Source organism: Nonomuraea pusilla, assembly GCF_900109355.1.
In the GTDB taxonomy this organism is placed as follows: Bacteria; Actinomycetota; Actinomycetes; order Streptosporangiales; family Streptosporangiaceae; genus Nonomuraea; species Nonomuraea pusilla.
The window spans coordinates 26,608-47,041 of sequence record NZ_FOBF01000027.1 but is presented as its reverse complement, the minus strand read 5'-3'; the positions used below and the strand labels follow the sequence as shown (position 1 = coordinate 47,041).

Annotated in this window: 20 protein-coding genes; 11 read left to right on the top strand and 9 right to left on the bottom strand. The window is 72.8% G+C overall.

Annotated elements, in window-relative coordinates:
• The first annotated feature begins 92 nt into the window (after positions 1-92).
• Positions 93-2,810, top strand: a complete 2,718-nt coding sequence (locus BMX74_RS37920; RefSeq protein ID WP_143078916.1) for an ABC transporter substrate-binding protein — start codon at positions 93-95, stop codon at positions 2,808-2,810.
• Between the two features lie 21 nt (positions 2,811-2,831).
• Here BMX74_RS37920 and BMX74_RS37915 read toward each other — a convergent pair whose 3' ends face one another.
• Entirely contained in the window at positions 2,832-3,608 is a 777-nt protein-coding gene (locus BMX74_RS37915) for a nuclease-related domain-containing protein (RefSeq protein WP_236715188.1), read from the bottom strand.
• A gap of 292 nt (positions 3,609-3,900) precedes the next feature.
• On the opposite strand from BMX74_RS37915, the gene BMX74_RS37910 reads away from it, so the two are divergent.
• Together BMX74_RS37910 and BMX74_RS37905 are read left to right on the top strand one after the other, a co-directional pair.
• Entirely contained in the window at positions 3,901-4,176 is a 276-nt protein-coding gene (locus BMX74_RS37910) for a hypothetical protein (protein WP_055510355.1), read from the top strand.
• A gap of 6 nt (positions 4,177-4,182) precedes the next feature.
• A complete protein-coding gene (locus BMX74_RS37905; protein ID WP_055510358.1) occupies positions 4,183-4,548 on the top strand; it encodes a TPM domain-containing protein in 366 nt (121 codons plus the stop codon).
• 78 nt (positions 4,549-4,626) lie between these two features.
• On the opposite strand, the gene BMX74_RS37900 is transcribed toward BMX74_RS37905, so the two are convergent.
• The 3 genes from BMX74_RS37900 to pepN all read right to left on the bottom strand — a co-directional run bounded on the left by BMX74_RS37900 (position 4,627) and on the right by pepN (position 9,670).
• Positions 4,627-5,577 (bottom strand): hypothetical protein, encoded by a 951-nt coding sequence (locus tag BMX74_RS37900; protein ID WP_091105285.1) that lies wholly within the window; start codon positions 5,575-5,577, stop codon positions 4,627-4,629.
• 113 nt (positions 5,578-5,690) lie between these two features.
• Positions 5,691-6,977 carry a serine/threonine-protein kinase gene (locus tag BMX74_RS37895; RefSeq protein WP_091105284.1) on the bottom strand — a complete coding sequence of 429 codons (1,287 nt, stop codon included), beginning with the start codon at positions 6,975-6,977 and terminating at the stop codon, positions 5,691-5,693.
• A 128-nt stretch (positions 6,978-7,105) separates the two neighbouring features.
• Complete coding sequence (pepN, locus tag BMX74_RS37890) at positions 7,106-9,670, bottom strand: aminopeptidase N (protein WP_091105282.1); 2,565 nt, start codon at positions 9,668-9,670, stop codon at positions 7,106-7,108.
• 91 nt (positions 9,671-9,761) lie between these two features.
• On the opposite strand from pepN, the gene BMX74_RS37885 reads away from it, so the two are divergent.
• Entirely contained in the window at positions 9,762-10,382 is a 621-nt protein-coding gene (locus BMX74_RS37885) for a mycothiol-dependent nitroreductase Rv2466c family protein (RefSeq protein WP_091105280.1), read from the top strand.
• A 137-nt stretch (positions 10,383-10,519) separates the two neighbouring features.
• On the top strand, positions 10,520-11,923 hold the full coding sequence (locus BMX74_RS37880; RefSeq protein WP_055510367.1) for an aldehyde dehydrogenase family protein: 1,404 nt from the start codon (positions 10,520-10,522) through the stop codon (positions 11,921-11,923).
• Between the two features lie 28 nt (positions 11,924-11,951).
• Here the strand turns inward: BMX74_RS37880 and BMX74_RS37875 are convergent, their stop codons facing one another.
• Positions 11,952-12,683 (bottom strand): SDR family NAD(P)-dependent oxidoreductase, encoded by a 732-nt coding sequence (locus BMX74_RS37875; RefSeq protein WP_055510368.1) that lies wholly within the window; start codon positions 12,681-12,683, stop codon positions 11,952-11,954.
• Positions 12,684-12,692: 9 nt separating this feature from the next.
• Positions 12,693-13,178: a peptide deformylase gene (def, locus tag BMX74_RS37870; RefSeq protein ID WP_091105279.1), complete on the bottom strand. Its 486-nt coding sequence runs from the start codon at positions 13,176-13,178 to the stop codon at positions 12,693-12,695.
• 103 nt (positions 13,179-13,281) lie between these two features.
• Between def and BMX74_RS37865 the strand changes: the two genes are divergently transcribed.
• The gene (locus BMX74_RS37865; protein WP_055510372.1) at positions 13,282-13,749 is read left to right on the top strand and encodes a ribose-5-phosphate isomerase; all 468 of its coding nucleotides are present in this window, start codon (positions 13,282-13,284) and stop codon (positions 13,747-13,749) included.
• On the opposite strand, the gene BMX74_RS44585 is transcribed toward BMX74_RS37865, so the two are convergent.
• Positions 13,746-13,892 carry a hypothetical protein gene (locus BMX74_RS44585; RefSeq protein WP_176573603.1) on the bottom strand — a complete coding sequence of 49 codons (147 nt, stop codon included), beginning with the start codon at positions 13,890-13,892 and terminating at the stop codon, positions 13,746-13,748. The genes BMX74_RS37865 and BMX74_RS44585 overlap by 4 nt on opposite strands.
• A gap of 15 nt (positions 13,893-13,907) precedes the next feature.
• Positions 13,908-15,137 carry a GNAT family N-acetyltransferase gene (locus tag BMX74_RS37860; RefSeq protein ID WP_091105277.1) on the bottom strand — a complete coding sequence of 410 codons (1,230 nt, stop codon included), beginning with the start codon at positions 15,135-15,137 and terminating at the stop codon, positions 13,908-13,910.
• Between the two features lie 118 nt (positions 15,138-15,255).
• Between BMX74_RS37860 and BMX74_RS37855 the strand changes: the two genes are divergently transcribed.
• Positions 15,256-16,371 carry a PP2C family protein-serine/threonine phosphatase gene (locus BMX74_RS37855; protein WP_055510375.1) on the top strand — a complete coding sequence of 372 codons (1,116 nt, stop codon included), beginning with the start codon at positions 15,256-15,258 and terminating at the stop codon, positions 16,369-16,371.
• A 156-nt stretch (positions 16,372-16,527) separates the two neighbouring features.
• Here BMX74_RS37855 and BMX74_RS37850 read toward each other — a convergent pair whose 3' ends face one another.
• Positions 16,528-17,115: a response regulator transcription factor gene (locus tag BMX74_RS37850; protein ID WP_337959883.1), complete on the bottom strand. Its 588-nt coding sequence runs from the start codon at positions 17,113-17,115 to the stop codon at positions 16,528-16,530.
• 160 nt (positions 17,116-17,275) lie between these two features.
• Between BMX74_RS37850 and BMX74_RS37845 the strand changes: the two genes are divergently transcribed.
• The 4 genes from BMX74_RS37845 (at position 17,276) to BMX74_RS37830 (ending at position 20,354) form a co-directional block, all read left to right on the top strand.
• Positions 17,276-18,580: a M50 family metallopeptidase gene (locus BMX74_RS37845; RefSeq protein ID WP_055510379.1), complete on the top strand. Its 1,305-nt coding sequence runs from the start codon at positions 17,276-17,278 to the stop codon at positions 18,578-18,580.
• Between the two features lie 4 nt (positions 18,581-18,584).
• Positions 18,585-18,959 carry an MmcQ/YjbR family DNA-binding protein gene (locus BMX74_RS37840; RefSeq protein ID WP_055510381.1) on the top strand — a complete coding sequence of 125 codons (375 nt, stop codon included), beginning with the start codon at positions 18,585-18,587 and terminating at the stop codon, positions 18,957-18,959.
• 312 nt (positions 18,960-19,271) lie between these two features.
• Positions 19,272-19,820 (top strand): hypothetical protein, encoded by a 549-nt coding sequence (locus BMX74_RS37835; RefSeq protein WP_055510382.1) that lies wholly within the window; start codon positions 19,272-19,274, stop codon positions 19,818-19,820.
• Positions 19,821-19,973: 153 nt separating this feature from the next.
• A complete protein-coding gene (locus tag BMX74_RS37830; protein WP_055510385.1) occupies positions 19,974-20,354 on the top strand; it encodes a hypothetical protein in 381 nt (126 codons plus the stop codon).
• The last annotated feature ends 80 nt before the right edge of the window (positions 20,355-20,434 follow it).

Genomic DNA, 20,434 nt, shown 5'->3' with positions numbered 1-20,434 from the left:
ACTTGAGACGGTCGTCCACGACTCGGACGCGGGTTACGGAATCGTGCCGTAATGCGCTGTCGCGGCCCGCCCCGGCGTGTTACAGAGATCAGATGAGCCAGGGGTCAGCACAGGTGCTGGACGACCCGGCGGGGGTCGGCAACTTCATCCACACCGTCGACCGGCTGTGCCGCAGGCCGGCCAGGGGCGAGGGCGTGCAGGACTCCCCGCACGCCGCCAGGCCGCCGCTGCTGCGCAGGCGGGCGGCGGGGGAGACGCCGAGGCAGCACACCGACCGGCGCGGCATCCCGCTGGTCAGGCTGCACGAGGCGGGGGAGTGGCCCGAGATCCTCGCCCCCGCGGGCCGGCCCTCCGTGCACGTGATCTCGCCCGGCATCCCGCGCGCCAGGCCCGCCGTCCAGCCCGGCGAGCCGGTGCCGCGGATGCTGTCGCGCGTCGTGGCCGCCCTGCGCACCAGCGCGCCGAGGCTCCGCTTCCCCCGCTACCGCCTGGCCGCCTGGATCGTCGAGCGGCTGGCCGAATCCCACGACAGGGAGGAGCAGGCCCGGCGGGTGCTGCGCGAGTCCGACCGCACCTGGGGCTGGGGCGTGGACACGGCGGGGCTCGGCGCCGAGCACGTCCCCTTCCCGCTGAACGTCCTGCTCAGGCTGTTACCGGGGTTCGTCCACGACGCCAGGGTGAGCGGGCGCGTGCCCGGCCTGAGCGGACGCTTCCGCTGGCTGCGCGGCCGCCTGGCGCACGAGCGGCCCCGCGCGCCCGGCCTGGCCGCCCTGCTCGCCGACTTCGACCCCGACGACGAGGAGCGCGTCTCGCGGCTGCTGCTCGGCGCGTTCATGGACGACCTGGCCAGGCAGTACCGGCGCTCGCCGCTGCACGTCCGCGGCGCCGGCCACGTCTTCTACCCGCTCCTGCTGCTCAACGAGCACGCCGGCCCGCTGGTACGCCTCATCGAGGAGCGGCGGGCCGACCTCGGCAGGTTCGATCCCGTCGTGGTCGTCTCCTACACCGCGGACGCGGTCGTCCCCGAGGACGACGAGCCGCTGTGGACCGTCATCCGGTGGCGCAGGGAACTGGTCACCGCCGACGACGACGCCGCCTGGCGGCACGTCGTCGAGACCCCGCTCACCATCACCGCGCCGCCCGTGCCCGCCGACCTGGCCAGGTACGACGTGACGGAGGCCGCCTGGGTGCCGCCCGCCAGGGTGGCGCCGTGGTGGTCGTCGTGGACGGCCGTCGCCCTGTTCTGGATGGCGCTCGCGGGGGCCGCCGGCGCGTACGCGGGACAGACCGCCGCCTGGCACAGGGAGGCGTGCGCGAGCGGCCTGTGGACGCCGTGGACCGAGAGCGGCAGGCAGCTGCTCGGCACCGAGTGCGTGGGCGTGGCCGAGCCGGGCTACCTGTTCGCGCCGGGCAACGCGGAGATCGGGGAGGTCCAGCGCGTCCTGGCGCAGGAGAACGAGCGGGCCGCCCGCCTGCACGAGGCGGACGGCCAGGGCCGGTCCAGGCCGTACGTGACGATCGTGTACCTCGCCGCGCTGACCACGACCGACCAGGACCAGCTCGCCGCCGCCCGCGAGGGCCTGGCCGGGGTGGCGATCGCGCAGAAGCGGCAGAACAGCTCGGCGGGGCCGAGCGAGCCGCTGGTCCGCATCCTGCTGGCGAACGCGGGCGGCCGCATGCAGCACGGCTCGCGCATCGCCAGGCTGCTGCTGCGCCACCACGACGACGAGGCGCCCATCGTGGGCGTCGTCGGGCTCGACCAGAGCCGCAAGGAGACCGTGGCCGCCATCCAGGAGCTGGGCAAGGCGGGGCTGCCGATGGTGGCGTCCACGCTGTCGGCGGACCGCCTGGTGAACGAGTCGCCGTTCTACTTCCAGGTGGCGCCGCAGAACGCCAGGCAGGCGTGGGTGGCGGCGGGCTTCGCCGACGACCTCGCCCGGCGCCGCCAGGTGGCCAGGCGGGCCCGCGTCTACTACTCGCACGACGTGACCGACTACTACGCCTCGAACCTGAGCCGCCAGGTCGTCGCCCGGCTGGAGGAGCGCGGCTTCGCGGTGGAGCCGATGCGCTTCACCCCGGTCGGGGCCGAGCGGCCGGGGCCCGGTGACGTCAGCGACGACCCGTACCGGGGCGACCCGCGGGCGGCGGGCGTGTCGGCGTGCGGGTTCGACGGCCTGGTGTACTTCGCCGGGCGCGGCATCCCCGACTTCTCCGAGTTCGTCAAGGGCGTGGCCGACAGGTGCGCGGGCGCGCCGCCGGTCATCCTCGCCGGCGACGACGTCACGAGGTACGCCGCCGACGTCCGGCTCAGGTCGGCCGTCAGCCGGGTCGGCTACTACTATCAGTCGTTCGCCGTCGCCCCGGCCCGGTGCGACGAGCCGCAGCGCCACGACTTCTACGTCGAGCTGTTCGCCACGTTCCCGTTCGAGTGCAGGGAGCCGGGCCCCGGGCGCACCCTCGACGGGCACGCCGCCCTCGCCTACGACGCGACCGAGACGATGATCACGGCCATCCGGCGGCTCGGCAGGGAGAGCCACGCCGTGCCGGTGAACTCCTTCACCGTCTGGCGCCAGCTCGGCACCCTGCACACCCCGGCCGGGCAGTCCGGCCACGCGATCGAGGGCGCCACGGGCGGCCTGGACTTCGGCGAGGACTCGCCCCGGCAGTACCCGGTGGACAAGCCCGTGATCATCCTGCGCGCCACGGGCGCGAGCCGGCCCACCCAGGTGGGCGTCTGCGGCCCGGTCACCGGCGCGCCGCCCGGGGAGTCGTTCCCCTGGTGCGCGTCGGTGCCCGACGCCTACCGCTGAGACGGCGCCGCGGACGGAGGGTCAGCCCTCGCCGTAGCGCGGGGGCAGGACCTCGGCCGCGATCTCGTAGATCCGGTCGATCTCCTCCTGCGTGAGCGCGCGCTCCCGCTTGGTGATCCACTTGCGGGCGCGGTCGCCCTGGTAGACGTCCACGCCGCGGATCGTCATGATCTTCCATGGCACCGGCGGGCCGTACACCGCGAGCGAAGGGACGACCGTGATCTCGCGGCCGTACCGCGCGCTGATGAGCTCGCCGGCCCGCGTGGCCTCCCACTTCGCCTCGGTGAGGCGCGGCTTCATGTCGAACGGGCCGTGGAAGAGCTTCTTGCCGCTCTGCACGCGCACGGGCAGCCGCCTGTCCCACTTCTCGGAGTCGACCGCGTACACGCCGGTCGGGCCGACCACGAGGTGGTCGATCTGCGCCTCGCTGTCGGGGATGGCGCGGGCGTGCAGGGTGCGGTAGCCGTTGCGCTGCAGGGAGCGCAGCTGGGCCTCCGTGCGCCGCTCGGCCGCCGAGGCGCGCCGCCAGGCGGGCACGGACGAGTGGGAACGCGCGCGGTAGACGGCCTCGCCGATGGCCGCGACGATGCCGGCGGTCACGCCGACCCGCCAGTCGGCCGCCAGGAAGCCCACGACGACGGCCGCGACGAGTGCCACCACCGCGCGGGTGCCGAGGCGGCGGACGCGCGGCTGTTGCAGCAGGTCGCGTACGGACGCGCGCTCGACGGGCGCGTACGCGGGGGTGGGCGCCGGAGGATCGGCGACGGCGGTCTCCTCGCTGTCTGACCGTTCGCTCACCCAGATCGGTGACGTATTGTGACCGTCTTCTCGCTGCTGGTCGGAGTCCACGTAACTCACCGTAGCCCGGGGTTCGGATCGATTCCTAGTGTTGCCCTGTGCATAGTTTTATGGCCCAGATCATCGTGTTCCACGCACGTTCACGGGGTATGTCTTACGTTCTTCTCTAGAGAGGCTGTGCCCCGGGTTGATCCTAACCGTCCGGGGGCGCCCCGATCATGGACTTGCCCCACTCCGCTCCGCACGCGCGTCGTGCCTGGCCAGCGGGGCCGCCCGGGTTTACGTTCGTGGTGTGCACAGCGCGGCGGAGATCCTCGTGTTCCTCATCGGGACGTCCATGGGGTCGTTCGTCCTGATCACCCTGGCGGTCGCGATCCCCGGGCGGGGTTCGCGGCGGCCCGAAGGCCCGGTCTGGATCGGCGGCCCCAGGCGCAGCGAACGCGGCGTGAGCACGTCCGGCATGGTGCTGGCGGAGCGGACGGGCCGCGCGCCCGGCGAGGACTGGGTGCTCGCGGCGGAGACGGCCGAGCCCGGCAGGCACATCGGCGGCGCCTCGGCGGGATGGTGATGGGCGATGCGGGTGCTGACCACCGCGCAGGCCGACGACGTCAGGCGCGTGATCGCCACGGCCGAACGGCGCAGCGGGCTGCGTTTCGGGGTGTTCCTGGGCGCGCCGGTGGGCGGGCGGCGGCACTTCGCCGAACGGCTGCACGCCGCACTCGGCGAGGAGTCGCCCGGCGCCGTGGTGATCCTCGTGGACGTCGAGGCCCGCGGCCTGGAGATCGTCACGGGCGAGAGGGCCAGGCGCAGGCTGAGCGACGGTGTGTGCCGGCTCGTCGGCATGTCCATGGCCACCGCGTTCAGCGCGGGCGACCTGGCCGGGGGCCTGCTCTACGGCATAGCGACGCTCGCCGAGCAGGCCGCCGCCCGCCGCTGGTGACACCGCACCCCGCGGCGCCCGCACGGGAGGGGGCGTCAGAGCCGTGCGAGCAGGCGGGCGACGTGCTCCGAGGGGGCGTCAGAGCCGTGCGAGCAGGCGGGCGACGTGCTCGCTCACGCCCTGCAGCAGCGTCGCGGGCGCGATGGGCGCCGCCGCCACCGCGGAGAACAGCGACGGCAGCCCCGGCAGCGGGAAACCGTCGTCGCTCGTCGCCGCCGCCCCCACCGGGTTCTTGTCGAGCGCGGCCCGGCTGCGCTCCCACGCGTCGAGCACCTCCTCGGGCGACGGCACGCCGAAGCCGTGCCCGACGGGGGCGGCGTGGCGCAGCCGCACCAGCGGGGTCTCGGCGAAGGCCAGCGCGGTGCGGGCGCGCACCTGCAGGTCCGCGCGCGGCTCCGGCTCGATCCAGTCCATCGCCGTGCACGGGTTGCGGCAGCCCGCCACGCAGGTGGCCAGCGCGCCCGCGACCTGGCTGTGCTGCCGGTCGAAGTACGCCCGCCAGCCCTCGGGCGGCTCGGCCGCCACCCGCAGCGTGCGGTTGGTGGCCGACTGCTCGGACTTGGTGTGGTCGCACTCGCGGTCGCCGATCACGCCGAACCTGCTGCCCGGCGCGCTCAGCCCCGCCGGCCAGCGGGCCGGGTCTCCCGCGTGGCCGAGGTGCGGTTCGAAGGCCAGCAGCGGAAGGTACTCGCTGGCGATGTGCACCGCCGCGATCATCGGGCTCAGCTCCCGCCGGTGCCAGCGCACCGAGATGACCTCCAGCAGCAGCCCGTACGCGGGGCGCAGCGAGTCGAGCGCGCCGCGCGGCTGCTCGCGCGGCGTCTGCGGCATGTGGCAGGCGCGTGCCCGCCGCCGCAGGTCGGCGGGCACCGACCGGGCCTCGGCGGCGAAGTCCTCGGCGTCGAGCGCCAGCAGCCGGTGCCCGAACTCGCACACGTCCGCGATCTCCTCGCCGGGCGCGAGCGCGCCGAGGTCGGCGAAGGCGTAGCGGCGGGCCAGGGCGATCAGCAGCTCACGAGTCGATTCCACCCGACGACTTTCTCACGCCCGGCGGGTTGCCGGGACACGCCGCTTTCACGCCGTTCGTCCACGCCGGTTCGTCCACGGCGTTCGCTGGCGGGCCCGGCCGGGAACCTCGCCGCTCACGGCGTCTCGCCCGGCACCTCGGTGGCCGTGGGCTCGGACGTCGGCTCGTCGGTGCCGGGCTTGGTCGGCTCCTGGGTGGGCTCGCCGGTGGGCTCCTGCGTCGGTTTGTCCGTGGGTTTGTCCGTGGTCGGCTCCGCCGTGGGGCTGGGGTCGCTGGGGCTGGCCGTCGGGGTGGCGCTCGGTGTCGCGCTGGGCGGGGCCGTGACCGTGCCGCCCGGCTTCGGGCCCGGGGTGCTCCTGCCGGGCCTCGGCTGCTGCCTGCCCGGCGTGACCGGACTGGACGGGGCGGGGACGGGCGCGGTGGTGGCGCTGACCGTGGCCGGCGTCTCGACCTGCGCCGCCGGCTCGACCGGGCGCAGCCACACCCATCCGGCCACGGCCGAGGTGACGGCCACGGCCGACGTCATCGACAGCAGCGCCGTCATCGTGCGGTGCCTGCGCGGCGCGGGCAGCGCGGCGGGCGAGGCGACGGCCTTGCGCGCGGCCTCGGCCATCTGCGCGGCCGATGCCCAGCGCCGGTCGGGCGCCTTGTCCATGGCGCGTTCCACGACCTGGCGCGGGCCGGGCGGCACGGTCCGGGGCAGCCGCGGGACGGGTGAGTTGAGGTGCTTGAAGATGATCTGTACGGGAGTGTCGCCCTGGAACGGGAGCTCACCGGTCAGGCACTCGTACGCCACCACGCCGAGCGCGTACACGTCGACCGCCGGGGTCACCTCGCTGGCCGTGGCCATCTCGGGGGCGCAGTAGCCGGCCGAGCAGAGCATGGTGCCCGTGGCGGTGAGGTGCCCCGCCGAGACCGAGTGCGCGATGCCGAAGTCGGTGAGCGCCACGCCGCCGTCGGGCCTGACCATGAGGTTGGCCGGCTTGACGTCGCGGTGGACGATGCCCTGCGCGTGGGCGGCCGCGAGCGCGTCGGCCACCTGGGCGACCAGCAGCATCGCGGCCTCGGGGCCGAGCGGGCCGCGCCGCAGCACCTGGTCGAGCGACTCGCCCGGCACGTACTCCATGACGAGGAAGCTCACCCGGCGGCCGCCGACGTCGCTCGTGCCGTAGTCGTAGACGTCGACCACGCCCGGGTGCCTCAGCGTGGCCATCGCCCTGGCCTCGTTGAGGAAGCGCTGCGTGAAGGTCGGGCTCTCGGTGAGCGCCGGCATGAGGACCTTGACCGCGACCGTGCGGCCGAGCACGGTGTCGTCGGCGCGCCAGACCTCGCCCATGCCGCCGCCGCCGATGCGGTCGGCCAGCACGTAGCGGTCGTTGAGCGTGGTCCCCGCGCCTAGCACGTCCTTCAGGCTAACAGCGGGGCTCCGCTGCCAGGGCCATGTTGCCGCCACCCGGCCGAACAGGCAGGAGCCCCCGCCGGGCTGCGGCGGGGGCCCCTGGCGGCGGTGCGCCCGGGCGGCTGCGGGCGTCAGGCCGACGCGGCGTCCTTGGCCCGGTTGCGCAGGGCGCGGCTGACGCCGTCGGCGCCCTCCAGGATCATCCGGCGAAGCGCCTGCGGCGGCTGCTCGCCGGCCAGGAAGTCCTCCGCCGCCCGCACCGTCGCCTCCTCGATGAGCAGCGACGGGAAGCAGCCGACGGCGAACGTCTGCGCCTGGTCGAACGTCCACTCCTTGTAGATCCGCCCCACCTCGGCGAAGAACCTGTCGCGGTACGGCGCGAGCAGGTCGGTGTGGTGCGGGTCCTGGAAGCCGGCGATCGTCGTACGGGCGATGTGGTTGGCCAGCTGCCCGCCGATGATCCGCTCCCAGGCCGCGGCCTTGGCCTCGGCGGTGGGCACGGCCGCGCGGCACAGCGCCGCCGACCGCTCGCCGGTCGCCGTCGGGTCGCGGCGCAGCTCGGCCTCGATGTCGTCCTCGCCCAGCCTGCCGCCGGACACCAGCGCGTGGACGAGCGTCCAGCGCAGGTCGGCGTCGACGGCCAGCCCCTCGGGCACGGACGAGCCGTCGAGGATGCCCTGCAGCAGCTCCAGGTCCTGGCCCGAGGTCGCGACGGGCGCGAACGCCTGCAGGAACGCGAGCTGGTGGTCGGAGCCGGGCTCGGCGGACCGCAGCAGCCCGCGCAGCTCGCCGGCGAGCAGCGCGAGGCCCTCGGCCTGCCAGGCCGGGTCGGCGTACTGCTGCACCGCCATGCGGGCCTGGCGCAGCACGGCCTGCAGGACGGTGATGTCGGACACGGTGCCGGCGCCGGAGACGACCAGCTTGACGTAGTCGCGGGTGGACATCTCGCCGTCGCGGGTCATGTCCCACGCCGCCGACCAGCACAGGGCGCGCGGCAGCGACTCCGTGAACGCCGCGATGCCGCCGTCGACGAGGGTGCGCAGCGACCGCTCGTCCAGCCGGATCTTGGCGTACGTCAGGTCGTCGTCGTTGACCAGCACCAGGTCGGGCTGCTCCTCGCCGACGAGCTCGGGCACCGCGGTGCGGGCGCCGACGACGTCCAGCTCGACCCGCTTGGTGCGGGTGAGCACGCCGTCGGCCAGCGAGTACAGGCCGATCGCGACGCGGTGCGAGCGCAGCGTCGGGTAGTCGGCCGGGGCCTCCTGCAGCACCTCGAAGGAGGTGAAGCGGCCGTCGGACACCTCGAACGACGGGCGCAGCGTGTTGACCCACGCCGTCTCCAGCCACTCCTTCGACCAGGACGACAGGTCGCGGCCGGAGGTGCGCTCAAGGGCGTTGAGCAGGTCCTTCAGCTCGGTGTTGCCCCACGCGTGCTCGGCGAAGTAGTCGCGCACGCCCGCGAGGAAGTTGTCCAGCCCCACGTACGCGACGAGCTGCTTGAGCACCGACGCGCCCTTGGCGTAGGTGATGCCGTCGAAGTTGACCTCGACCGCCTGCATGTCGGGGATGTCGGCGGCGATGGGGTGGGTGGAGGGGAGCTGGTCCTGGCGGTAGGCCCAGGCCTTCTCGACGTTGGCGAACGTCGTCCACGCGCCCTTGCCCCAGCGGGTGGCCTCGGCCTGCGCGAGCACGGACATGTAGGTGGCGAACGACTCGTTCAGCCACAGGTCGTCCCACCAGCGCATGGTCACGAGGTCGCCGAACCACATGTGCGCCATCTCGTGCAGGATCGTCTCGGCGCGGCGCTCGACGACGGCGTCGGTGACGCGGGAGCGGAAGACGTAGTCCTCCAGGAACGTCACGCAGCCCGCGTTCTCCATGGCGCCCGCGTTGAACTCCGGCACGAAGAGCTGGTCGTACTTGCCGAAGGGGTAGCGCACGCCGAACACGCGGTGGAAGAAGTCGAAGCCCTGGCGGGTGACCTCCAGGATGTTGTCGGCGTCGAGGTGCTCGGCCAGCGACGCGCGGCAGTAGACGCCGAGCGGGATGCCGTCGTGCTCGGCGGTCACCTTGTGGTACGGCCCGGCGACCAGCGCGGTGATGTAGGTGGAGATGGCCGCGGTGGCCGGGAACACCCAGCGCCTGGCCGCCTGCACGCCGCCGTGCCTGCCGCCCTCCTCGGCCAGCTCCGCCACCTCGGAAGGCGCCGCGTTGGAGACGACCTCCCAGTCGGCCGGGGCCAGCACGGTGAGCTGGAAGGCGGCCTTGAGGTCGGGCTGGTCGAAGCAGGCGTACATGCGGTGGGCGTCGGCCGTCTCGAACTGGCTGTGCAGGTAGACCTTCTGGTCGACAGGGTCCACGAAGCGGTGCAGGCCCTCGCCGGTGCGCATGTAGGTGCAGTCGGCGTCGACCAGCAGCTCGTTCGACTCGGCGAGGTCGGGGAGCGGGAAGCGCCCCTTGTCCGCGTCGTAGGCGGACACGTCGAGGTCGCGGCCGTTGAGCGTGACCTTGCGGACGTGGGCGCCGTGCAGGTCGACGAAGGTGGACGCGCCCGGGCGGGTGCAGGTGAAACGCACCGTCGTGACGCTCTCGAAGCGCTCGTCCCCCTCCGTCAGGTCGAGTGCCACCTCGTACGACTCGACCTCAAGCAGCCGGGCGCGCTCGCGAGCCTCGTCCCGGGTCAGGTTGCCTGCCAAGTTGCGCTCCTTTTCACCACTTCTTTGGGGTATGTCGGTATCCTTCCACGCCTGGGAATAGGACCCGAGCACCCTCAGGTTATGGCCACACGTGACTGAGAAGACTCCTGTGGACCTGTGGTTCGATCCTTTCTGTCCTTTTGCCTGGGCGACGTCACGATGGCTTCTCGAAGTGGAGAAGGTTCGCCCGATCGAGCCCCGCTGGCACGTCATGAGCCTCAACGTGCTGAACGAGGGCAAGGACGTCCCTGAGCGCTACCGCGAGCAGATCGAGAAGGCGATCGGCCCGGTCAGGGTGGTGGCCGCCGCCCGCGCCGAGCACGGCGACGGCGTCGTGGGCCCGCTCTACACGGAGCTCGGCACCCGCCTGCACAACCAGGGCGCGATCAAGGAGCTCGACCGTCTGCGCGAGACCGTCGAGGATGCCCTCGAGGCCGCCGGGCTCGACAGGTCGCTCGCCGACGTCATGGACTCCGAGAAGTTCGACGGCGACGTGCGCGCCTCCCACCGGGCGGGCATCGACCTGGTCGGCGAGGACGTCGGCACGCCCGTCATCCGCGTCGGGACCAACGCGTTCTTCGGTCCGGTCGTCACCTCCGTCCCGAAGGAGGAGGACGCCGGCCGGCTCTGGGACGGCGTGCTTCTCGTCACCGAGTTCGACGACTTCTTCGAGCTGAAGCGCACCCGTACCCGGTCACCGCGCTTCGACTGATATTCCGCCCTTGTCCGGCGAAATGCCTGCGGACGGTCGTACATTGAGGAGGGCGGCAGGCGGCGCGGGGGAAAATCCTCCACCCGCGCCCAGGTGAGTCCCTCGCTATGTCTAGACGAGTACGCAAGGATGGGCGCATGCGAGAGCTCTTCATCGGCGGATCCTGGACCGCATCGACGTCAGGCGAGTCCATCGAGGTCGTCAACCCCGCGACCGAGGAGATCATCGACCGGGTGCCCGCGGGCACCCCCGACGACGTCGAGGCGGCCGTCCTCGCCGCCCGAAGAGCCTTCCCCTCCTGGGCCGACACCGCGCCGAGTGAACGCGCCCGGCTGCTCGGCGCCGCGGCCGACCTGCTCAAGCAGCGCGCCGACGTCATCGCCAAGACCATCGCGACCGACATGGGCTCGCCGCTCGGCTTCGCGCTCAAGGTGCAGACGCTGATGCCGGCCGCCGTCCTGTCGTCGTACGCGCAGCTCGCCGAGAGCCACCCGCGCGAGCGGCGCATCGGCAACTCGCTCGTCGTCAAGGAGCCCGCCGGCGTCGTCGCCGCGATCACGCCGTGGAACTACCCGCTGCACCAGATCATCTGCAAGGTCGGCCCCGCGCTCGCCGCCGGCTGCACCGTCGTGCTCAAGCCCAGCGAGGTGGCCCCGCTCGCGGCGTACGCGCTGGCCGAGATCTTCGCCGAGGTCGGGCTGCCCGCGGGCGTCCTCAACCTGGTCAGCGGGCGCGGCCCCGTCGTCGGTGAGGCCATGGCCGCCCACCCCGAGGTCGACCTCGTCTCCTTCACCGGCTCCACCGCCGCCGGCCGCCGCGTCGCGGCGCTCGCCGCCGAGACCGTCAAGCGCGTCTCGCTGGAGCTCGGCGGCAAGTCCGCCAGCGTCGTCCTGCCCGACGCCGACCTGGCGGCGGCCGTCAAGGTCAGCGTGGCCAACTGCTTCGTCAACGCCGGGCAGACCTGCTCCGCCTGGAGCCGCCTCGTCGTCCACCGCGACCAGTACGACGACGCCGTGCGCCTGGCCGTCGAGGCGGCGCGCAAGTACACCGTCGGCGACCCGTTCGACGAGTCCACCAGGATCGGCCCGCTGGTGTCCAAGGCGCAGTACGACCGGGTGACCCGCTACATCATCAGGGGCGAGGAGGAGGGCGCGAGGCTCGTCACCGGCGGCACCGAGCGCCTGCTGCCGAAGGGCTACTACGTCGAGCCCACCGTCTTCGCCGGGGTCGAGCCCGGCATGACGATCGAGCAGGAGGAGATCTTCGGCCCGGTGCTCACGATGATCCCGTACACGAGCGAGGGCCAGGCCGTCGAGATCGCCAACGGCACCAGGTACGGCCTGGCCGGGGCCGTCTGGTCGGGCAGCCAGGAACGCGCGCTCGCCGTGGCCCGCAGGCTGCGCACCGGCCAGGTGTCGGTCAACGGCGGCCAGTTCAACCCGCTGGCCCCGTTCGGCGGCTACAAGCAGTCGGGGGTCGGCCGCGAGCTCGGCGAGTACGGCATGGAGGAGTACCTGGAGATCAAGTCGCTCCAGGTCTAGCCGGTCGCGGCCGCGCCCCCGGGGAGGCTCAGACGAGCATCCCGCCCGTGGCCAGGAGGTTCTGGCCGGTGACCCAGCGCCCGTCGGGCCCGGCCAGGAACGCCACCACCGAGGCGATGTCCTCGGGCGTGCCGAGGCGCCCCAGCGCCGTGAACGCCTTCGACCGCTCCAGCGCCTCAGGAGGGTTGGCCGTCCGCAGCAGGTCGGTGTCGGTCGCGCCGGGGGAGACGGAGTTGGCGGTGATGCCGCGCGGGCCGAACTCGCGCGCCGCCACCTTCGCGAACTGCTCGATCGCCGCCTTGCTCGACGTGTACAGCGCGAGCGCCGGACCCGGGATCACCGTGTTGAGCGTGGAGACGTTGACGATCCGGCCGCCGTCGCGCATGACCCGGCCCGCCCACTGCATCGCCAGGAACGCCGCCCGGGTGTTCACCGCGAACGCCCGCTCGTAGTCGTCGTCGGTGATGTCGGTGATCGGCTTCACGCCGGCGAGCTCCGCCGCGTTGTTGACGAGGATGTCGAGCCCGGGCAGCCGCGCCTCGGCCTCGGCGAAGAACCGTTCGAGATCGGCCCGGTCGCCCATGTCGGCCCGCACCGCGTGCGCGCCCGTGCTCTCGGCGACGTCCTTCGCCGCGGTCTCGTCGGCGCGGTAGCTGAAGACGACCTGTGCTCCGTCGGCGGCCAGCCGCTCGACGACGGCCCTGCCGATGCCACGGGAGCCTCCCGTGACCACTGCTCCCTTACCCGAAAGTACGCTCATGCCGCCAATCTACGCGCGCAGCATGATCGAACGGGCTTCGTTTCTCGGCAGGCGATCGACGTACAGCCTGCCGTCGAGATGCTCGGTCTCGTGCTGGAAGCAGCGCGCCAGCGAACCTCTCGCCCTGATCCGCACTGGGCGCTCCAGGCGGTCCACGCCCTCCACGGTGACGCCCGACGCCCGTGCCACCGGCGCGTAGATGGGCTTGCCGGTGGCGCGGTCGGGCACCGACAGGCAGCCCTCCTCGTCGACGACCTCCTCGGGGTCGTCCACGGTCAGCACCGGGTTGACGACGTGGCCCTTGCGTCCGCTGATGTCGTACACGAACAGTCTCTTGGGCACGCCGATCTGCGGACCGGCCAGGCCGACGCCGTTGACCGCGTACATCGCCTGGAACATCTCCTCGATGAGGTGGCGCAGCTCGCGGTCGAAGCCGGTGACCGGCTCGGCGGGCGTGCGCAGGACCGGATCGCCGACGACGCGGATGTCACGCATGGGGTCTCTGCTTCCGTATGGGGGCCGTAAGGGGCGGACAGCGGTACGGGTCCTTACTCTAGCCACCGGGCCGCCCCTCCCACGCCTGTGGAAGACTGGTCTGGTGCGTGTCTACATCGGTGCCGACCATGCCGGCTATGAGCTCAAGAACCACCTCGTGTCCTGGCTGAAGGGCCACGGTCACGAGGTGATCGACTGCGGTCCCTTCGTCTACGACGCCGAGGACGACTACCCGGCGTTCTGCCTGCGCGCCGCCGAGGGCGTGTCCGGCGACCCCGGCAGCCTGGGCGTGGTGATCGGCGGGTCGGGCAACGGCGAGCAGATCGCCGCCAACAAGGTGCGCGGCATCCGCGCCGCCCTGGCCTGGAGCGAGGAGACCGCGCGGCTCGCCCGCGAGCACAACAACGCCAACGTCGTCGCGGTCGGCGCGCGCATGCACGCCACCGAGGACGCCACCCGCTTCGTCGAGGTGTTCCTCGGCACGGCGTTCTCCGGCAGCGAGCGCCACAGCAGGCGCATCGCGCAGCTGACCACGTACGAGACGATCGGCCAGCTCCCGGCGCTGCCCTAACCCTTGCGCTTCGTCTCGCGCCTGGGCATCTCGTCGCGCAGGGGCCGCCGGTCGGCGGCCTCCTGCTGCTCCTTCGAAGGGCGCGACACGTCACGGGCGCGCATCGCGACGGTCGCGGTGATCTGAAGGCTCTGCAGGGCCATGCCCCAGAGCCTACGTCAGAAGACCAGGCCCGCCGACGGCTTCGGGGTCCAGGACATCGCGGCGGCCAGCGCGCGCACCGCGCCGGGACGGTGCTCGCGCAGCACGTCCGCGCCCAGCAGCGCCCCCAGCAGCCCGTCGCCCAGGTAGGCCGAGCCCAGCGCCGACACCGGCAGCGTCACGTCCGGATCGTCCTCCACCCGCTTGCACTCGGCTCCCGCCGCGTCGGCGCGCAGCCGCCAGCGTCCGGCGTTCCACGGGCAGACGGCGTCCTCCACCTCCAGCACCACGTCCACCGGCGCCGCGTACGCGCGGGAGGCCAGCGCGCGCTCCACCACGACCAGGCGCACCCACAGCTCGTCGCCCCAGCCCGCCCGCAGCTGGCGCTGGTCGGCGAGCAGCGCGATCAGCGGGTCGTCGGCCGGCCTGCCGCCCGCCTCGACCCTCGTGACCAGGTCACGGTCGAGCAGGTGCCGCCACAGCAGCGCGTACGCCGCCGGGTCGGCCGCCTCCACCTCGCGGACCAGCAGCGAGCCGTCGGGCACCCCGTCGCGGTCCCAGCTCGACCTGATGCGGAACAGCGCGTACCCGCGCACCCCGCCGTCGTCCTCGGCCAGCGCGCAGCGCAGCCGTCCCGCGCCGTGCTGGTCGAACTCCTCGTCGGCCAGCACCTGGTCCCACCGGGCCGGCGCGCGGTCGTAGCGCCCGGGACGCGCCGGGGCCACCGCCGCGAACAGCCGCTCCAGCGCCTCGCGCTCCCGCGCGGGCTCGGCCACCCGCACCCGCAGCGACGGATCAGTGGGCGCGTTCGGCACGAAGGCCGCCGCCTGCTTGTTCAGGCGGAACGACAGCTCGCTGGCCGCCCTGCCGTAGCCGAACCTGCCGTAGATCGACGACTCGGACGCGTACAGGGCCGCGACGGCCTCGCCCCGCTCGCGGATGTCCGACAGCTGCCTGCGCATCAGGGAGGACAGCACGCCCCTGCGCCGGTGCGACGGCAGCACGCTCACCGCGCTCACCCCGGCCACCGGCAGCCGGCCTCCAGGTACCGTCATGGTGAGGCTCAGCACCGTCGTGGTGCCGACGATCCTGTCGCCGTCGAAGGCGGCCAGGGTGCGGTCGAACTCGGTCTCGGCCTTGTACCGCTCAGTCTGCTGGGGATGCGGCGTCCAGCCGAACCCCTCGTCCATGGTGTGGGCGAACGCGGGCCACTCGGACTCGTCGATCGGACGGATGGGAAAGGTCATCCGTCCACCGTAGGAGGGAGCGAACGGTGCGGGCCACCGGTTATCGCAGGTTAACGATCAGTGCCTTCGCCGGGCGCACTGCCCAAACACGGGCCAGACCGCTACAGTCAGGCGCATCATGAGTTCGCGACCGGTGCCGCTGATCCCGCCACGGCTCCGTGCGCTCCTGGCGCGGGTACCCTTCCTCGTGGCCGTCGTACGGTTCCTCCGCCGTGGCCCCCTGGCGCGCGACCGCAACCTGCTCGCCACCCTCGTCGTCCTCGCGCTGGCCATCGGGCTGCTGGCGGCGCGGGTCTCCACCGAGTGGTTCTCGCCCTCGCTGCTGATCCCCGTGACCCTCGTGGGCGGCCTGCAGCTGCGGCTGCGCAGCCTGGTGAAGCTGCTGGTCGGCGTCGTCGCCGCGCTGGGCTACGTCGCGCTCACGCTCGGCGCCGCCAGCATCGGGCTCGGGCTCACCGTCACCATGGGGTTCACCGCCGTGCTCGCCCTCCTCCTGGCCCGTACCCGGGGCAAGCTCGGCGTGCAGGGGCTGCGCGGCGACGCGATGCTGCTGGAGCTGCGCGACCGCCTCAGGAGCCAGGGCCAGCTGCCCCCGCTCCCCAAGGACTGGGGCGGCAAGGTGGTGCTCAAGCAGGCGGGCGGCTCCTCCTTCGGCGGCGACTTCCTGGTCTCCATGCGCGACGGCGACGTCGTGGAGATCGCCCTCGTGGACGTCTCAGGCAAGGGCGTCGACGCCGGCACCAGGGCGCTGCTGCTCTCCGGCACCTTCGGCGGGCTGCTCGGCTCGGTCGACGACTTCCTGCCGGCCTGCAACGCGTACCTGCACAGGCAGCGCGGCGACGAGGGGTTCGTCACCGCCGTCCACGTCCGGCTCGACCTCGCCACCGGCGGCTACACGATCACCTCGGCGGGGCACCCGCCGGTCGTGAAGTTCGACGCGGGCACGGGGAGCTGGCAGGTGGCCTCCGCCAAGGGCGTGGTGCTCGGCGTCGTGCCCGACCTGCACTGCGAGCCCGACAGCGGCACCCTGCGCAAGGGCGACGCGCTGCTGCTGTTCACCGACGGCCTCATCGAGCAGCCCGGCCGCGACATCGACGCCGGCCTCGACCGGCTGCTCGGCGAGGCCGAGCGGCTGCTGCCCTCGGGCTTCCGCGACGGCGCCAAGGCCCTGGTCAACGCCATGGCGTCGGGGCACAACGACGACTGCGCGCTCGTGCTGATCTGGCGGCCCTAGGCGCCTGCGCCGGTGGCCGGAGGACGACCCGGCCGTGACGTTTCACACGGGCTGGACGTGATGACGGTCACTGGCAGAGCCCTCGGGCCGCTGACATGCTCGTACCTGACCGGGCCCCGGCGGAGCGGCGCGGCTCCGCCGGGGCCCGTCGCCCGCCTACAGCCACCCCGAGTCGCTGGCGATGCGCACCGCGTCGAGCCTGTTACGCGCGCCGGTCTTGCACATGATGCGGGAAAGGTGGTTGCGCACCGTGCCGACGGAGAGGAAGAGCTGGTCGGCGATCTCGGTCGAGCGGGCCCCGCCCGCCGCGATGCGCAGCACGTCCAGCTCACGCCTGGTCAGCGGGTTCGACGCCGAGCGCAGCGCCGCCGCGGCGAGCTCCGCGTCGACCGCGCGGCGGCCCGCCGCCACCTGCCGCAGCCCCTCCGCCAGCCGCTCCGGGGCCACCGCGAGCGTCATGAAGCCGAGGGCGGGCCCGTCGAACGCCCGCCGTACCTGACCGGGGTCGGGCCTGGCCGACAGGATCAGCACCGCGCAGCCGGGCGCCTGCTCCGCCAGGCGGGCCGCGACCGGCAGACCGGGCAGGTCGAGATCGACCACCGCGACGTCGGGCGCGGAGGAGAGCGCCGCCGGCACCACCTCGTCCAGGGTCGACGCCTCGGCCACGACGCGCAGGTCGGGCTCGGATTCGAGCGCGGCGAGCAGCCCGCGGCGCACCAAGGGCAGGTGTTCGGCGATCAGCACTTTGATCAAGACGTCCCCCTCCGTCGTCTCCCAGGGTGATCGTCCGGTCGCCCAGTGTCAACGCGGTTCGCCGATTCGTCAAGGATGAGCAAGCCGTCCGGGCCCGCGGGTTCGATTACCCTGGGGCTGTCGGGATTTCGTCTGCCTGGAGCGCGCCCTGATGAACTTGCTCTTTGTCGCGGGAATCGTCATCTTCTTCATCGGGTTGATGGCCTCCATCGCGCTGCACGAGATCGGCCACCTCGTGCCCGCCAAGCTGTTCGGCGTCCGGGTGACGCAGTACATGGTGGGGTTCGGGACCACGGCCTGGTCACGTCGCAAGGGCGAGACCGAGTACGGCGTCAAGTGGATCCCGCTCGGCGGGTACGTCCGCATGATCGGCATGCTGCCGCCCCGGCCCGGCGACGAGCCAGGCAAGCTCAGGAGCGCCTCCACCGGCCCGTTCCAGGCGCTCATCGAGACCGCCCGCGACGCCGCGCAGGAAGAGGTGCGGCCAGGCGACGAGGACCGCGTCTTCTACCGCAAGAAGTGGTGGCAGAAGATCATCATCATGGCGGGGGGTCCCGCCATGAACTTCGTGCTGGCCTTCGTGTTCTTCACCGTCCTGCTCGTCGGCATCGGGCTGCCCGGCTACGCGCCCGTCGTCTCCCCGCAGACCAACACCTGCGTCATCCCCCTCTCCGAGCAGCGCACCGAGTGCCGGCCCACCGACAGGCCCACGCCCGCCGCCCAGGCCGGGATGAAGCCGGGCGACAGGCTCGTCTCGTTCGACGGCCAGAAGATCGCCACCTGGGACGACGCCACCCGCCTCATCCGCTCCCATGGCGCCGGGCCGGCCGTCATCGGCATCGTCCGCGACGGCAAGCCGCAGACGCTGAACGTCACGCTCATCGCCCAGGACCGCCCCAAGCCCGACGACCCCACGAAGATCGAGAAGAACGTCGGCTTCCTCGGCGTCATGCCGACCGAGGCCATGCAGCGGCAGAGCTTCAGCCAGGTGCCCGCCTACATGGGCGAACTGACCTCCCGGGTGGCGGGCTCGCTGCTCAACCTGCCGCAGAAGATGGTCGGCGTCTGGCACGCCGCCTTCTCCGGCGAGAAGCGCGACCCCGAAGGGCCCGTCGGCGTCGTCGGCGCGGGCCGCATGGGCGGCGAGATCCTCGCCTCCGACCTGTCCGACGAGAAGAAGCTCTTCTTCTTCGTCAACCTGCTGGCCGGCTTCAACCTCGCCGTCGGCCTGTTCAACCTCGTCCCGCTGCTCCCGCTCGACGGCGGCCACATCGCCGGCGGCATCTGGGAGGGCATCAAGCGCGCCTGGGCGAGGATCATGCGCCGGCCCGAGCCCAAGTACGTGGACATCGCCAAGGTGCTGCCGCTCACGTACGCCGTCGCGCTCGTGATGATCGTCATGGCGGGCCTGCTCGTCTACGCCGACCTCGTCAACCCGCTCACCCTCACCGGCTGACGCCGTGGACGCCGTCCCCGCGCCCGCCGCCGACGTGCTGGAGCGGCTGCGCGCCCTCTGCCTCGCGCTGCCCGAGGTCACCGAGCGGCTCAGCCACGGCGAGCCCACCTGGTTCGTCCGGGGCAGGAAGACGTTCGTCATGTTCGCCGACCACCACCACGACGACCGCGTCGCCTTCTGGTGCGCCGCGCCGCCCCGCGCCCAGCAGGAACTGGTGGCCGAGGCCCCCGACCGCTTCTTCCGGCCGCCGTACGTCGGACACAGGGGCTGGCTCGGCGTCCGCCTCGACACGCACCCCGACTGGACGGAAATCGCCGAACTCGTCACCGACGCCTACCGCCAGGTAGCCCCCAAAACCCTCCTCCAACGTCTTCCCTGAGCTTTATCACCCGTGTTTCCGAAACAGGTATCCGGTCGCCCGATCTGATCTGTTCGCGGTCGTTACCCCGTCCTTCCGGGAAACTCCGACCGGGTTGGCCTTCGCCGTCCTCCACCCTCCTGAGCTCGGAAGACGCGTGGTCATGTCGGGCTCACGGGCTCACCCGAAGATGGCCTGGAAATGGCAAGAAGGCCATGTCCGACGTCTTTTCCAGCGAATTCCGTACCCGAATGGAGCCGACCGGCCGGGGGTACTGAGCGGGATGTCTCCTACGAAAGTAGTGGCGCATCACCGACGCTGAAAGGGAACACCATGACCACGACCGCGGAGCGCGCCGAGCGTACTGAAACACCCGAACGTGAGGGCGAGGAGCGCGCCTTCGAGGCGCTCCTGCTCGCCGCGCTCGCCTCCCGCCGCGAGCAGGGCGCCGAGAGCATCGTCCAGCACCCGCTGCTCCTGGCCGCGCTGATGCGGCGGCGCGAGGAGGGCGGCGAGAGCATGATCCAGCACCCGCTGCTGCTCGCCGCGCTGATGCGCCGCCGCGAGCAGGGCGGCGACGGCTCCATCCTCGAGCACCCGCTCCTGCTCGCCGCGCTGATGCGGCGGCGCGAGGAGGGCGGCGAGAGCATCATCCAGCACCCGCTGCTCCTGGCCGCGCTCATGCGCCGCCGCTCCCGCGGCGGCGAGAGCATCGTCCAGCACCCGCTGCTCCTGGCCGCGCTCATGCGGGGCCGCGAGGAGGGCGGCGAGAGCATCATCCAGCACCCGCTGCTGCTGGCGACGCTGATGCGGCGGCGCGAGGAGGGCAGCGAGGGCGTCGTCGAGAACCCCCTGCTGCTCGCCGCGCTCGCCTGCCGCTAGCCGGCCGCGCACCGCCGCAAGGACACGCGCCCGACCACGGCGCGGACGGCAGACGCCGGGCAGGAAGCACGCGCAGGACCACACGCAAGGACGCCGTCCCCGGCCGCGTACGCGGCCGGGCGACGGTTCACACCAACCGCAGAGGAGCACCCCATGGCGTCGGAGGATGCCGGCAAGCCACCCGAACACGACCCGGCGGAGTCGCTGATCGACGACCTCATCCGCGACATACTCACCGAAGCCGGCCAGTCCACCAAGGCCAGGGGACGCGGCGGCGACCCCATGACGGCCCTGATCGAGACCGCCATCGCCTCCGCCTCGCGCAGCCCGTCGGCGACCTCGACCATGGAACGGCTCCTGGTCACCCACGCCATCGCGAACGCCCTGGCCGACGCGCTCGCACCCGCGCTCGCCGAAGCCCTGGCACCCGAGATCATGAAGGCGCTGGAGCACTCCCCGGCCCACCGGGGGGTCAACGGCGAGGTCCCCGCGACCACCGCCGCCCAGCCCCGCGGCACCCGCAAGAAGACCTGACCGGTCCCACCCGCCGGCTCCCGGCGGCAGGCCCGGACCCGGGACGTGGCCGGCCCGACCACCGGCGGCGCCGGTCAGCC

Bases quoted from the DNA above. Each gene is read 5' to 3' on its own strand.
- BMX74_RS37920 (WP_143078916.1), top strand. From the start codon at position 93: ATGAGCCAGGGGTCAGCACAGGTGCTGGACGACCCGGCGGGGGTCGGC.
- BMX74_RS37905 (WP_055510358.1), top strand. From the start codon at position 4,183: ATGCGGGTGCTGACCACCGCGCAGGCCGACGACGTCAGGCGCGTGATC.
- BMX74_RS37880 (WP_055510367.1), top strand. From the start codon at position 10,520: ATGCGAGAGCTCTTCATCGGCGGATCCTGGACCGCATCGACGTCAGGC.
- BMX74_RS37875 (WP_055510368.1), bottom strand. From the start codon at position 12,683: ATGAGCGTACTTTCGGGTAAGGGAGCAGTGGTCACGGGAGGCTCCCGT.
- def (WP_091105279.1), bottom strand. From the start codon at position 13,178: ATGCGTGACATCCGCGTCGTCGGCGATCCGGTCCTGCGCACGCCCGCC.
- BMX74_RS44585 (WP_176573603.1), bottom strand. From the start codon at position 13,892: ATGGCCCTGCAGAGCCTTCAGATCACCGCGACCGTCGCGATGCGCGCC.
- BMX74_RS37860 (WP_091105277.1), bottom strand. From the start codon at position 15,137: ATGACCTTTCCCATCCGTCCGATCGACGAGTCCGAGTGGCCCGCGTTC.
- BMX74_RS37855 (WP_055510375.1), top strand. From the start codon at position 15,256: ATGAGTTCGCGACCGGTGCCGCTGATCCCGCCACGGCTCCGTGCGCTC.
- BMX74_RS37845 (WP_055510379.1), top strand. From the start codon at position 17,276: ATGAACTTGCTCTTTGTCGCGGGAATCGTCATCTTCTTCATCGGGTTG.
- BMX74_RS37835 (WP_055510382.1), top strand. From the start codon at position 19,272: ATGACCACGACCGCGGAGCGCGCCGAGCGTACTGAAACACCCGAACGT.
- BMX74_RS37830 (WP_055510385.1), top strand. From the start codon at position 19,974: ATGGCGTCGGAGGATGCCGGCAAGCCACCCGAACACGACCCGGCGGAG.